At 54.9% G+C, this 12,409-nt stretch carries 11 protein-coding genes and 1 tRNA gene; 6 read left to right on the top strand and 6 right to left on the bottom strand.

Annotation, left to right across the window (positions count from 1 at the left end):
• The first annotated feature begins 9 nt into the window (after positions 1-9).
• The 3 genes from NW816_RS00735 to NW816_RS00725 all read left to right on the top strand — a co-directional run bounded on the left by NW816_RS00735 (position 10) and on the right by NW816_RS00725 (position 2,697).
• On the top strand, positions 10-1,470 hold the full coding sequence (locus NW816_RS00735) for a DASH family cryptochrome (RefSeq protein WP_414407893.1): 1,461 nt from the start codon (positions 10-12) through the stop codon (positions 1,468-1,470).
• Between the two features lie 99 nt (positions 1,471-1,569).
• Positions 1,570-1,641: transfer RNA gene (locus NW816_RS00730), tRNA-Met, on the top strand.
• Between the two features lie 126 nt (positions 1,642-1,767).
• Complete coding sequence (locus NW816_RS00725) at positions 1,768-2,697, top strand: restriction endonuclease (protein ID WP_011432440.1); 930 nt, start codon at positions 1,768-1,770, stop codon at positions 2,695-2,697.
• 120 nt (positions 2,698-2,817) lie between these two features.
• Here the strand turns inward: NW816_RS00725 and NW816_RS00720 are convergent, their stop codons facing one another.
• The 6 genes from NW816_RS00720 to NW816_RS00695 form a co-directional block, all read right to left on the bottom strand.
• The gene (locus NW816_RS00720; RefSeq protein ID WP_414407892.1) at positions 2,818-3,261 is read right to left on the bottom strand and encodes a DUF29 domain-containing protein; all 444 of its coding nucleotides are present in this window, start codon (positions 3,259-3,261) and stop codon (positions 2,818-2,820) included.
• A gap of 488 nt (positions 3,262-3,749) precedes the next feature.
• Positions 3,750-4,400: a Rho termination factor gene (locus NW816_RS00715; protein ID WP_414407891.1), complete on the bottom strand. Its 651-nt coding sequence runs from the start codon at positions 4,398-4,400 to the stop codon at positions 3,750-3,752.
• Positions 4,393-5,724 (bottom strand): AAA family ATPase, encoded by a 1,332-nt coding sequence (locus NW816_RS00710; RefSeq protein ID WP_414407890.1) that lies wholly within the window; start codon positions 5,722-5,724, stop codon positions 4,393-4,395. The genes NW816_RS00715 and NW816_RS00710 overlap by 8 nt, the downstream gene beginning before the upstream one ends.
• 85 nt (positions 5,725-5,809) lie before the next feature.
• Positions 5,810-8,017 (bottom strand): phosphoketolase, encoded by a 2,208-nt coding sequence (locus tag NW816_RS00705; RefSeq protein ID WP_414407889.1) that lies wholly within the window; start codon positions 8,015-8,017, stop codon positions 5,810-5,812.
• A gap of 34 nt (positions 8,018-8,051) precedes the next feature.
• The gene (locus tag NW816_RS00700) at positions 8,052-8,726 is read right to left on the bottom strand and encodes a cysteine hydrolase family protein (RefSeq protein ID WP_414407888.1); all 675 of its coding nucleotides are present in this window, start codon (positions 8,724-8,726) and stop codon (positions 8,052-8,054) included.
• Between the two features lie 18 nt (positions 8,727-8,744).
• Positions 8,745-9,713: an isopenicillin N synthase family dioxygenase gene (locus NW816_RS00695; RefSeq protein WP_414407887.1), complete on the bottom strand. Its 969-nt coding sequence runs from the start codon at positions 9,711-9,713 to the stop codon at positions 8,745-8,747.
• A gap of 583 nt (positions 9,714-10,296) precedes the next feature.
• On the opposite strand from NW816_RS00695, the gene NW816_RS00690 reads away from it, so the two are divergent.
• The 3 genes from NW816_RS00690 (at position 10,297) to NW816_RS00680 (ending at position 12,405) form a co-directional block, all read left to right on the top strand.
• Positions 10,297-10,767: a hypothetical protein gene (locus NW816_RS00690; RefSeq protein ID WP_414331929.1), complete on the top strand. Its 471-nt coding sequence runs from the start codon at positions 10,297-10,299 to the stop codon at positions 10,765-10,767.
• Positions 10,768-10,913: 146 nt separating this feature from the next.
• Positions 10,914-11,984, top strand: a complete 1,071-nt coding sequence (locus NW816_RS00685) for a leishmanolysin-related zinc metalloendopeptidase (RefSeq protein ID WP_414407886.1) — start codon at positions 10,914-10,916, stop codon at positions 11,982-11,984.
• A gap of 142 nt (positions 11,985-12,126) precedes the next feature.
• Positions 12,127-12,405, top strand: a complete 279-nt coding sequence (locus NW816_RS00680) for a hypothetical protein (RefSeq protein WP_414342915.1) — start codon at positions 12,127-12,129, stop codon at positions 12,403-12,405.
• Positions 12,406-12,409: the final 4 nt, after the last annotated feature.

The raw sequence follows: 12,409 nt of genomic DNA, 5'->3' as shown, positions 1-12,409 counted from the left end.
AGCTGCAGAATGACTGTACTGCTGTGGTTTCGCACCGACTTGCGCCTGCTGGATCACCAGCCGCTGACGCGGGCATGCCAACAGGGATCCCCTTTGATCCCCTTGTATTGCTTGGATCCCCGCCAGTTCGGCGAGACTTCCCTTGGGCTCCGCCCCAGAACCGGCCCTTTCCGCGGTCAGTTTTTGCTGGAGAGTTTGGCGGATTTGCGGCAGCAGTTGCGGTCGCGCGGCTCGGATTTGGTGATCCGCCAGGGACAGCCGGAACACGTGATCCCCACCTTGGCACAGGAGTGGGGAGTCAAGGCGGTCTACGCCCATGAAGAGGTGGGCACCGAGGAGAAGGAGGTGGCGGCAGCGGTTGAGCGGGCTTTGCAGCCTCTGGGGATCCCGTTGCAGGTCGATTGGGGCCACACCCTCTACCACCCTGAAGATCTCCCCTTTTGCCTCTCCCAACTGCCGGAGCTGTTCACCCGCTTTCGAAAGCAAGTCGAGGAAAGCACTCCCATCCGGGATCCCTTGCCCATTCCCGCGATCCCCCCCCTGCCGTCGGGTTTGGATCCCGGCCCTCTGCCCACCCTGGCCTCGCTGGGGCTATCTTCACCTGCTAGGGATCCACGGGCTCGCTTCACCTACCTTGGCGGCAGCACCGCTGCCCATGCCCGCCTGCAAACCTACTTTTGGGATCTGGATCGGCTGCGCCTCTATAAAGAAACCCGCAACGGCATGTTGGATCCCGACGATAGCTCCCGGCTTTCTGCTTGGTTGGCCCTGGGCTGCATCTCCCCTCGCACCGTCTATGCCGAGGTCAAGCGTTACGAGCAGGAGCGGGTGCGCAATGAGTCCACCTACTGGCTGGTGTTTGAGCTGCTGTGGCGGGATTATTTTCGGTTTATCTTGGCCAAGCACGGCGCCAAACTGTTCCGTCCTTCTGGGATCCAAGGGATCCCCATCCCTTGGCAGCAGGATTGGCCGCGCTTTCAGGCTTGGTGTCGGGGTGAGACGGGCTACCCCTTGGTGGATGCCAACATGCGGGAGCTGGCGGCTACCGGATTTATGTCCAACCGGGGACGGCAGAATGTGGCCAGCTTTTTGACCAAGAACCTGGGCATCGACTGGCGCATGGGCGCTGAGTGGTTTGAGTCGTTGCTCATCGACTACGACGTGGCCAGCAACTACGGCAATTGGAACTACACCGCCGGCGTAGGGAATGATGCCCGTGGCTTCCGCTACTTCCACATCCCCAAGCAATCTCGCGAGTATGATCCCAAAGGAGGCTATCTGCGCCACTGGTTGCCGGAATTGGCCGGGATCCCGGGGGATAAAATCCACGAGCCCTATCGCCTCACTGCTGCCGAGCAGAAGCAATTTGGAGTCCGATTGGGGGTGGACTACCCTCGCCCACTGGTGGATTTGGAGAAGTCTCTCGCGGCCAACCGACGGGTTTACGAAGCTGCCCTGGCCTGCCGATAGGCATTGCCTTGTCTGGGGCTTCTTCCCGAGAGGGGGCTGAGGGGATTTTCTGAGGCGCAGTTCCGGCCCAAGAGTGCTATTCTAGTTAAGCACTATCCTGGCTCAGTAGCTCAGCGGTAGAGCAGGGGACTCATAAGCCCTTGGTCGCGTGTTCAAATCACGCCTGAGCCATCCATGCCAAACTCTTGTCAGAGGTTTCCGAGCCTGACAGATACCCTAGCTGGCTTGTAGCAGAGGCTTGTCGTAGAGTTATGAGCGAAACATGTTGGGATCCCTGTTTACACATCGGTTCTACAGATGGCCGTTCCCGATTATCAGAGCTTGATGTTGCCACTTCTCCAGTTTGCAGCACGTAAAGAAACCGAAATATCAACCAGCGAAGCTGTTGAAGTTCTGGCAAAGGAACTGGGCCTCACAGAGGACGATCTCAGGGAGATGCTGCCGAGCGGTGTACAGCCAACCTTTGTCAATCGCGTCGGCTGGGCTGCAACTTATATGAAAAAGGCAGGGCTGCTGGAAACAACGCGCAGAGGATTCTACCAAATTACTGACCGCGGAAGAGATCTTCTTGAAAAACAGCCCAAAACCATCAATGTAGAGTTACTCAGGCAATATCCTGAATTCCGAGAATTTGAGGGGCCCAAAGACACAAGAAGCAGCAACAAGGCAAGCAAACAAAAAGCTTTATCAGAGACTTCGGCAGCGACACCATTAGAGCAGTTAGAAGCTGCATATGAAAGTCTCCGTGACAAACTGGCTGATGAACTGCTTGCCAAGCTAAAGAAAGTATCGCCTGCCTTCTTCGAAAAGGTTGTTGTGGAACTGCTGGTCAAAATGGGCTATGGAGGTTCACGAGCAGATGCGGGCAAAGCAATTGGCAAGAGTGGCGATGGTGGAATTGATGGGATCATAAAAGAGGACAAACTCGGTCTTGATGTTGTGTATATTCAGGCAAAGCGTTGGGATAGCAATCCGGTAGGTCGTCCTGATGTCATGCAGTTTGTGGGTGCTTTACAGGCTCAAAGAGCAAACAAGGGTATTTTTATCACTACCTCCAGGTTTACTGAAGACGCTAGCAGCTACGTTTCGCAGATCGGCAGTAAGATTGTTTTGATTGACGGCGAACAACTAACAAATCTAATGATTGAGCACGATGTTGGCGTATCTACAGTTTCATTGTATCCGGTAAAGAAGATTGATAGTGATTATTTTGAAGAGAGCATCTAACATCGGAGTGAGAAAATTGAGCTGCTAGGGCCAGCAGAGTTAACACAAGGAGCAAAGCTAGCAAAGTTCATGTAGTGCCATCGCCTTCTTAAGTATGGGCATAAGTATCGAGGTCTAGCGTCACTGGGAATTCTCCTGTTCGGGGTAAAAGTTGGGATCCATCACCTGATCCAATATGTAGGGACACTGGGCAGGCAGATCGTCCAGAGATAGAGGCGTTTCTTTAGCCACCAGCAGTATGCCCTTTTGATAAGCTTTTTCTATTGCTTCAACCAGATAAGATTTAAGGCTGGGATTATCCGCAATTAACTCCTGGATTTCTTGCCGCTGTTCGATAATTGTGGCTATCCTACTTTTGCTTCGTTGTTGGGGCTGAAACCGCCACTTTAGCAAATGGCCCACCAGGATCCCCAGTCGATTCACCAGTTCGCGGCGTTCTTGCCTGCCCAAAGCCTCAATTTCCTCCACCAAGTTGGGAATATCCAATTGATCCCATTGCCCCGATTTCAGCAGCGCGGCTTGTTCTTGTGTCCAGGCATAAAAATCGCGGTCGTAAAGCGCCATGATCCATTCCTAACAGGACACCGGCCAAAGATAAGTCAATCCTACCGGTTCCAGCCGTTGAGCTTCGACCTCATAAGTTTATCGAGTCCTCAAACTCTGTAGCTACAAAGCCTCGGATCTGTGGCAGCGTTGGATCCCAATGGGGCCTGACCCTGAACAATATGAGGTTTCAACAGGTCTGGAGCGCTTGATCACGGCCCAGGATCCAGGCGATAAGGAGGGGATCCCTGTGGTCAAGATAATACCGGACGGTTTGGGTCAGGTCGATCTCCAAGATGCTGGTGATCATCCTGTGCATGAGCTCCAGATGGATCCGGTCGTCCTAGGTAAGCAGAGCATACCTGCCATGGAGGCTGTTGTTGAGAGCGGCCAAGGCTGTTTGGGTGGCAGTAGCCATTCAAAGGGAGGCTTGAGGCAGGCATCCCACAGCAAGCGGAGTCGGGCCTCGGTGATGTGGAGAGGAGAATATGTTTTTGAAGGGATCCCTTTCAGCTCTCTCCCTCTGTTTTTTTCCGCGAGCGAGTTGAGGTCGCTTTCTTCGCGCCAGCGGATGCCGCAGATCTCTTGGATGATTTCTTCAGAGTAGGGGGCAACGCTGTAGGAGTTACGAAAAATACTTCCGATAGGGCATCCAGTTTTTTGCCTCGCGTAATTTTGCACCCAAGCTTGGTTATGGGGGTTAAGTCCTGCCACCAACTTCTATCCGCCTCTGCAATCCGGGCAGCTGCAATGGTTACATCGACTCCCTTGAGGGGACTGCTGGGTCGCTCGGCTAGGTATCTTAGCGCAGCCAAGATAGTCTCTCTCGATGTATTGGTCAAATTTACCTTCGGAACAATTTCTTTGGCGAGAATCTGGGCCTGCTTAACCTGCTCTGGATCAGGATCGACAACGATACACCATAGCCTTTCCAGTCCCGCTTCTTGAGCAACTGCATAGACAAAATGGTTACCAATGGCCTTGTACTGATAGTCGCCAGACTCGGCCACCAGCAGAGGAACCCAGTTGTGTCCTCCTGTTGCCCTTAGCTGATTTGCGGCTGCTGTAACAAGGAAGGAGGGAGCAGAAAACCCATCGGCGGGCGTAATGCTCTCAAGGGGTAAGTTAACCAACCTACCTAGATCTGAAAACTCACTCATCGATAAAGTACTCACGGGCAAGACTCTGGTAGTATTCTAAAACTCTCCTGTCGTTAAAGACGGCAGGAATTCGATCAAACTTTGCAGAGGATATCACTGCATAGTCAGGTATCCTAAAAATGCTTTTGTTTTCATTACCTTTCTTAAAATGCGGCCAGAAATATGGAAGTAGATCTACACTTTTCTCCTGGTCGATAAGCTTCCGTATCTCTTCGTGAGCTAGTCTAATAGTGTATTCACTTCTCGAAGAGACGCCGTTGAAAAAGGTAGGCAAAGCAATAGGGCCACCATCCTGTCGTGACCTAGCAGTTTCTGGAATAAACTTGGTGATTACTCTAACAGCATTATTCAGGGAAGACGGATCGTCGGGGCGGGTAGGTATCAAAATAACATCGGCAGCAAAAACACCACTTTGGCTGAAGTAAAGCCATTGAGTTGGGCAGTCGATTAGGATGTAATCATACTCATTGCGAAGAGGGGCAATCAGATCTCGAAGGCGTCGGGTTCCCTTTTGGATATATGCTAGCGACTGGCTGTCGGTCAACGTCTCCAGCTCAGGGTCTCTTGGGATAATGTCAAAGCTAATGTCGAGAGTTGAGTCAAAGATATAGGGGAACTTATTCTTGGCATTTTTAATTGAATAGCTACGCGATTGAATAATACTATGAACATCTATCTTTGGATCTTTCAAGCATTGTGTTAGCGTAATCTCTCCAGGAGAAAGGCCAAAACTTCTTGTCAAGTCTCCCTGAGAATCAAAATCAACAGCTAAGACTCTTTTTCCCTTTGCTGCAAGTGCTGCTGCCAAGTTGATGACAGTCGTTGTCTTGCCTACGCCTCCTTTGTTATTGTACACACATATAGTCAAGGCACGCTCATAGTTTTCTAGCTTGTTTCGCAAATCACGTACTATGGTCTCAATGTTATCTGGATTAATGGAGAAGTTTGCTGTAGCAGGGTGAACGACTTTTCCGTGCTTCCTCCAAAGCTGGATGTTATTTGCATTGGTGATAATTCCCCATTTTGCAGATTTGCAGTTCTTGGCAAGCAAGTAACTTTCTATCTGACAAACTGCATCTCTATAGTAAGATCCTTCTCTGAGATTAACTGCTCTAGATTTTGCCTCCAAAAGCAAGTAGGGATTCTTCGGGGATCTAAAGAAAGTATCTTCAGGATCTCCGTTCTTTCTTGCTGCGAGATCGACCTGGCCGCAACCTGTCTCGAATTCTTCTCTAATTTCCGACTCGTCAAAGCCAAGCGCCTGCAGGAGAGGAGAAGCAAAGTGTTGGACAACAACTCGCTCTACCCTCTCGGTGGGAGACATCCTCTCAAGCTTCTCTCGGAGATATCTAGCCGCAGTCATAGGAAAAAATAAGGTGGACAATGCTAACCAAGCTAAAAGCTCGCCCTCAGCATAGCAGTTGCTTGGCTCGTTCTGACAGTGCCTGAGCTGTCAGGCCGTTGTAGTCCATCAATTCGGCGGGGGTGGCGGTGGTTTCGCCGCGTTTCCAAGCGAAGAAATCCCGCGGGCCGGCATAGCGCAACATCAAGGGTTCGAGCATCAGGCTAGATCCGCCTGTTACCCCAATGAGGGCCTCGCCGGCAAACCAAGCGGCAAATTCTTGGTCGGACATGAATTCCCCATCTGGCTGAGCACAGGTGGACCAAGCCACGTCGCCGGGGCGATACAGACGGCGGGGGTTAATCACCGAGACGATTTTGCAGCCGATTCCTTGGGCTTGGAGCTGCTCAGCCGCCTCGAACACGGGCAGGAGAATCATATCCCCCACCACGGCAAAGACCACGGTGCGGGATCCAGGAAGTTCCTGAAGGACGGTGCAGCCTTGCTCTACTGCTTGGCGGGCTTGTTCTAGGGTGGTGCGGATGGGCAGGGGAGTTTTGCTGGCGATGATAGGGATCCCTTTGTTGCAGGTGGATAGGGCCCATTCGTAGGCAGCTTGGGCACAGTTGGCATCCGGCGGGAAGAGGGGAAAGATGTTGCCGTTGCGCATCATGGCTGCCAGGTAGGCCTCAATTTCCGGGCGTTGGTGGGTCCAGCCGTTGCGCCCCTGTTCCAAAGCGCCGGCAGTGAAGAGGGCAATGGCCGAGGGGGTGGGCCGGCGCAGCTCCGCCATGGCTTGGGTTACCGTCTGCCAGATGGGTAGGCCGTTGACGGCAAAGGACTCGTAGGAGCACCACAGGGAGCGTCCGCCGAAGAGGGCTAGGCCCGCCGTTAGCCCCGCGCAGGCATCTTCGCTCAGGGGTTCGTAGACCTGGCCTTGGGGCTGTTGGTTGTATAAGGGATCCACCGTGGGGTGAATCACCTTGAGACCTTGGTTCACATTGGCGATGCCGGAAGCTTCGTTGCCGTCGGCATTGGCCACCAAAAAGTCGGGATCCTTCTGCCCCACCTGCACCACCAGGGATCCGATGGCCGTGGTAGAAACCTGCTTGTCCCCCAGGGGAAACTCCGTCAGGTTCAGGGATCCCAAAGGCGGCAAAGGCCGAACGAACTCTGTAACCGCCACCTTGGCGGCTGGCCCCCCGGCTGCCCGTTGGCAGTTCTGTCGCACCAGGGCCCAAGCTGCCGGGTGTAAAGCCCGCGCCCGCAGAGCCGCCACAATGTCCGGGTGATCCAGAGTGTGGTGGCCGTAGAGGTTGTGGGACTTGGATCCCTTGGCATGTACCCCAGCCCCCTTCAGTTGCTTGAGGATGAAAACCGTTAATTGTCCGCTCAGGGCTGATTGGATGGCTCGCTCCATTTCGATCAGCACCCTTTGGGCAAAGGCAAGGCGGGCTTCCAGGGAAAACTGGGTGCTATCGACATAGGGGCCGGGCTGCTGGGCATCGTCGAAGTCTTTGGCGTCCACCAGAATCACTTTCTCAAAGCCGTTGCCCCGCCAATACTCGGCCATCTGGGCGTTGCTGGCGGTGGAGATCATGCTGTGGTGCTCTTGGCTGTAGCCGTTCCAGACCAGCACCGGCAGGAAGTTGGTGCGCTGCGGGAAAGCCGTGTGGAAGTGAATCATGGAGCTCATCACATAGGGCTCCCCCAGGCCGCCATCCCCAATCGTGACCGGGAAGAGGCGATCCGGGTAGAGTAATGCCCCCGCCATGGCAAAGTGCTGCCCCTGCCCCAGCGGCCCAGCCGGCGCCAGCAGTCCGGGAATGTAGCCAGAGAGGTGACCCAACAGCCCTTCCCGCTCTCGAAAACGGGCCCGCAGGTCGGCGACGGTGTGGATGCCCATCTCGGCCAGGGATCCATCCAAAAACATGGCCGCGTAAAAGCCCGGCGCGTGGTGCCCGACTTCGGTGGGGATGTTCTTCTGGCCCAGGTACACCAGAGCTGCATAGGCTTCTGCTTGGCTGGCAAATCCGCCCGGATGGCCTGAGGCTTTACTGGCGGTCATTTGCAGGGTGAGGTAGCGCAAGGCATCGGCATAGAGCAAGGTTTGGTAGGCGGCCATGCGACTGCCGGGATCCCTCAGTTTCCCGGTGCCGGCATCCACTGCAGGGGCCTGGCCCAGGCGGTCAAATTCCGGCCAGGGATCCCCGAAGTACTGGATCCCTTCGCAAAAGGCGGGGACTTGGGCAGTTGCCTCCTGAGCCAGTGTCATCGGTTCAGCCTCACGCTTGTTGGGTTATTCACACTCACTGTAAACCCGATAACGCTTTTTGGATGTTCTGAGCAGAACTCGTCCAGCCGACGATGCCCCCTTGCGCCCGGATCATCTCCAGGGTGGCTTGCTTGAACTCTGGGAAGTAGCTGGCGGTGCAATCTTCCACCAGCAGGCACTCATAGCCGCGGTCATTGGCCTCGCGCATTGTGGTTTGCACGCAGACTTCTGTGGTTACCCCGGTGAACAGCAGGTGGGTGATGCCGCGCTTTTGCAAGATTGCTTGCAGCTCGGTGGCGTAGAAAGCCCCCTTGCCGGGTTTGGGAATGACGATCTCTCCCGCAATCGGGGCAAGCTCAGGGATGATGGCGTTGCCCGGCTCTCCCCGAATCAAAATCCGCCCCATAGGGCCTTCGTCCCCAATGGTCAGGGATCCCTTGCCGCGTTTGCGCTTGCTGGGCGGGCAATCGGAGAGATCTGGCTGGTGACCCTCCAGGGTGTGGATGATGGTTAGGCCCTTCTGACGACAGAAGTCCAGCAGTTCCTCCAGGGTGGGCACAATGGATCCCAGTTGGGTGACATCGTTGCCCAACATTTCCCCAAAGCCGCCCGGCTCCAGGAAATCTCGCTGCATATCGATGATCACCAGGGCCAACTGAGACAGGCCGGGAACTTCATACTCGTAGGGCAAGGCCGGGATCCGAAACATAGAGACCCCCAGTTGGGATCAATGCTGGGGCGGGGATCCTGCCTCGGCCAGGCCGATTTCCCTCAACCGCTGGGCCAAGTATTCTCCGGCAGTCAGGGAAGGGAACCGAGGGATCCCGCCGGTGCGGGCCACACAAGTCGGCAAGGGCGTGAGATCCACCTCTGGCCGCGGATGCACAAAGAAGGGAATGGAAAAGCGGCATTCTTGAGGGTTGTCGGGGTTGGTCACCCGATGGGTGGTGCTGCGCAACAGGCCATTGGTGAGGTTTTGCAGCATATCCCCAGCATCGACAATGATCTGACCAGGGAGGGCCGAAATGGGCAGCCAAGATCCATCTCGTTGCAGAAGCTCTAGCCCTGGCGCGGTGGCTTCACACAAGAGCGTGATCAAGTTGATGTCTTCATGGGCTGCAGCTCGTAAACTCTGGGGAGGGGCTTCAGCGGGAAGGGGCGGATAGTGAATCACCCGCAAGAGATTGGCTCCTCCTTCCACCGCTTTGGGCAAGTATTCGGCAGGCTCCCCCAGATACAGAGAGACCGCCTGCAACAGGCCCTGGGCACAGGTTTCCAGTTGGGCGAACAGCTCTACCATCACCCTGCGAAATTGGGGCACCTCCCGAGGCCAGATGTTGGCAGGAAGGTGGGGATCCCCTTCGCGCCCGATGTGCCAAAACTCTTTCATGTCAGGATAGGGATGATCTTTGGCGTGTTCTTTGCCAAAGGGGGTGTACCCTCGTTGCCCCAGCAGCGCCGGATCCTCATAGGCTCTCTTGGTTGGCTCTGGCAAAAGAAAAACGGCTTCTGCGGCTTCATAGGCTTCCCGGATCAATTCCGGCGATAGGCCATGGTTAACCAAGGCAAAAAAGCCAATCTGTTGCAGCGCTTCCCCCACCTGGCGGACAAACTGCTCCCGCTCACCTGACGTTCCGTTTTGAAAGGCGGCGAAATCGACAACTGGCAGGGTCTGGCGTTGGGGAGTGGTTGCCATGGCAGAAGTCGTCTCTGGTGGAAAGTCAACACTTTCTCAGGCAGCGGGCTTGGTACCCTATGCTATCCTTCCTAAGAAGCCAAGGGGAGAGTTCTGAATCGAAGACGGTCTGTTCGGGGTTCATCTACAATATCTATCTACAATATCTAGAGTCTAAAGCTGCTCAGCTACTTGCCTTCCCACAAGATGCAGGTAGAATCCTGCCGGACAGCCTCTGTCCCTTTTGTCTGGAGATTGCACCTTGTAGTGGCCTGTGCCCTTTTTGGAAGGCTGTGATAAAGTCGATAGAAGCAAAGCTATGGATTGATTTTGCCTTGAGAGCAGTCTGAGCCCTGGGTAGGCGGAATGGAGCGAGTTGTTCTGTTGTTGCACTGGGTTAACTGGATAAAGCAGGGCAGGCTACTTCTCTCTTTTTTAGCTGATTAAAGTTTTTGTAAAGTTACGGATCCCTGTTGCTTGTCAACCATAACCGCGCCTAGAATTGCCGAGGACTGATGTTTTCGGAGATAGTTTGCAGACACTGTTGATGTTGCTTTCCTTTTGCCTACTCTCAATCTGTTGACCTTTCGAGACCGACTGCTCTATGACAGACACTCATCCCTGTGCCCCCTGTATTGTGAATACGGGAACTCTGGTCAATAAGCGGGATATTTACCGACTCCTATCCGATTTGGCCCGTGTTCGCTACTTCGATATTGTCGATGGCTCAGTGCGGAAGCAAGGGGAAGGCTGCGTGGTGGATGTTTTTCAGGATCCCACTGCTGCCACACTGGTGGTAAACCGTAGCCTCTACTTAAATGTGAACAGCTTTGACTATGCCTGTCTGCGGGATCCCGCTTCCGAAGAAGAGATTGCCAACCTGGGCAAGGAGCAGCCGGGCGTGGTTATCGACTTGGTTCAGGACGGACGTATTCTGCGCTTGGTTCCCCTGGTGGAGCCGCGTTCGGATCCCGAGGAGCTCTTGGGGGATAACCAGGCGCTGCGGGCGGCGGTGGATGTTTTGGCTGCGGGCTGGGGCATAGAAGAGGAAAACTCTTCCGACTCCTCAGATTGAGAGATCCTGACCTGAAAATATAGACCTCCAAACCCATCTCTTCCTGGCCTTGAAGTTGACCGGTGCGGTGTGACGCAAATCATGCTCGGGAGGATGGTTGCAGCCGGTATGATCCACTTGGGTCATGGGGCTTTTTGGGAGGTGGTGTGAATTCAAGGCAGCGACTGCTTTTGGGCAGAGTGTGGGGCCTGCGCCTGCTTGGATCCCTGGTGGCTGTGCTTCTGGTACTGGCGCTCAAGGCCTGCGGGGGAAGTGGTGGCTCCTCTTCTGTGAGTGTCATTCCCACTCCCATTCCAACCGTCATTCCCACTTCTACTCCAACTGTCGTTCTCACCCCTACTCCGACTGTCGTTCCTACCTCTTTGCCCTTGCCGACGGCTGCCCCTGTTTCCCAGTTCACCATTGACGTTCGCTTTCCCGACAACAGTCTCACTCCTACCCAGCAGTCGATCATCCGCAGTGCTGCTCTGCGCTGGCAACAGATCATCGTTGGCGACCAGCCGGATCTGCCCCCCACCACCATTCGGGCCGACGAATGTGATCGAGGGTTTCCCAGCACGCCACTCAATTTCCCCATCGACGATCTGTTGGTGGAGGTGCGGGCCAGAAATCTCGGCGACGAGCGAATTTTGGGGAAAGCTGCTCCCTGTTTTGTACGGGCCTCTAATGGTCTGCCTTTTTACTCCGTAGTTCTGTTCAACAGTCAAAATCTATCTGCCCTAGAAGAACGAGGGGATCTGCCCATTACCGCCCTGCACGAGTTGGGCCATGCCTTGGGCTTTTTGCCCAGCGTCTGGGATCCCAAGGGGCTAACGGTGGGCTTGGTGGGACGGGATCAGCCTACGCCCCCTGGCTATGATCCCCGCTTTATCGGCCCCAGGGCGGTCAGCGCCTTCGCCACGCTGGGAGGAAACGCGCCCTCTGTGCCCTTGGAGAACCAGTTTGGGGAGGGATCCCGAGATTCCCATTGGCGGGAGAATGTCTTGGGCCGCGAGCTGATGACCAGCCGCATCGACCGGGGGGTAGCCAACCCCTTAAGCATTCTCACCGTCGAAGCAATGGCAGATATCGGCTATGACGTGAACCCGGCAGCGGCGGATGGCTTTGCTTTGGGGCGCGGCAGGGGGGTCTCTCAACCTTTGGAGCTGCAAGAGCTGGAGTTGACCCTACCCCTACAGCGATTTGACGCCGAGGGCAGGCGGGTGGGGGATCCCTGAGAAAAAGAGCATATTTACTCATGGCCAAGATGCTGCTTCTTAACAATAATGAAGGTCGAGTTGTATAACTTCACAACATCGACATAACATCGACAAGTTCTCAACATCGACAAGTTCTCACCTCATCTCTTTGCAATTAGCTATGGGTATCCTCAAAAAGCTTTTCGGCGGCCTGTTCTCCTTCTTCGGCATTCTCTTCGGCGGCTTGGTGGATTTTGTTACCGGGCCTTTTCGTCCTGCACCGGCTTCCCCCAGCTCTGCTCCGGTGGCTACAGCTGTTCCTGCCAACAAGCCCAAGGTGGTGGTGGAGAAGCCTTTTGTGCCCAATGAGATCTCGGCTCCGCGTCCTAACCGTCGCCCTGGCCCGGCTTTGGATGTGTTCCGGGCTATGGTTCAGGAGATCCCTTCGGCGCGAGCTTAGTCTG

Source organism: Synechococcus sp. W55.1, assembly GCF_047461655.1.
Lineage (GTDB): Bacteria > Cyanobacteriota > Cyanobacteriia > Thermostichales > Thermostichaceae > Thermostichus.
Note: the sequence above shows the minus strand (reverse complement) of the source record. Positions and strands in the feature narration are given on the sequence as shown.

Coding starts and splice junctions, on each gene's coding strand:
- NW816_RS00735 (WP_414407893.1), top strand. CDS start 10: ATGACTGTACTGCTGTGGTTTCGCACCGACTTGCGCCTGCTGGATCAC.
- NW816_RS00725 (WP_011432440.1), top strand. CDS start 1,768: ATGGCCGTTCCCGATTATCAGAGCTTGATGTTGCCACTTCTCCAGTTT.
- NW816_RS00720 (WP_414407892.1), bottom strand. CDS start 3,261: ATGGCGCTTTACGACCGCGATTTTTATGCCTGGACACAAGAACAAGCC.
- NW816_RS00715 (WP_414407891.1), bottom strand. CDS start 4,400: ATGAGTGAGTTTTCAGATCTAGGTAGGTTGGTTAACTTACCCCTTGAG.
- NW816_RS00710 (WP_414407890.1), bottom strand. CDS start 5,724: ATGTCTCCCACCGAGAGGGTAGAGCGAGTTGTTGTCCAACACTTTGCT.
- NW816_RS00705 (WP_414407889.1), bottom strand. CDS start 8,017: ATGACACTGGCTCAGGAGGCAACTGCCCAAGTCCCCGCCTTTTGCGAA.
- NW816_RS00700 (WP_414407888.1), bottom strand. CDS start 8,726: ATGTTTCGGATCCCGGCCTTGCCCTACGAGTATGAAGTTCCCGGCCTG.
- NW816_RS00695 (WP_414407887.1), bottom strand. CDS start 9,713: ATGGCAACCACTCCCCAACGCCAGACCCTGCCAGTTGTCGATTTCGCC.
- NW816_RS00690 (WP_414331929.1), top strand. CDS start 10,297: ATGACAGACACTCATCCCTGTGCCCCCTGTATTGTGAATACGGGAACT.
- NW816_RS00680 (WP_414342915.1), top strand. CDS start 12,127: ATGGGTATCCTCAAAAAGCTTTTCGGCGGCCTGTTCTCCTTCTTCGGC.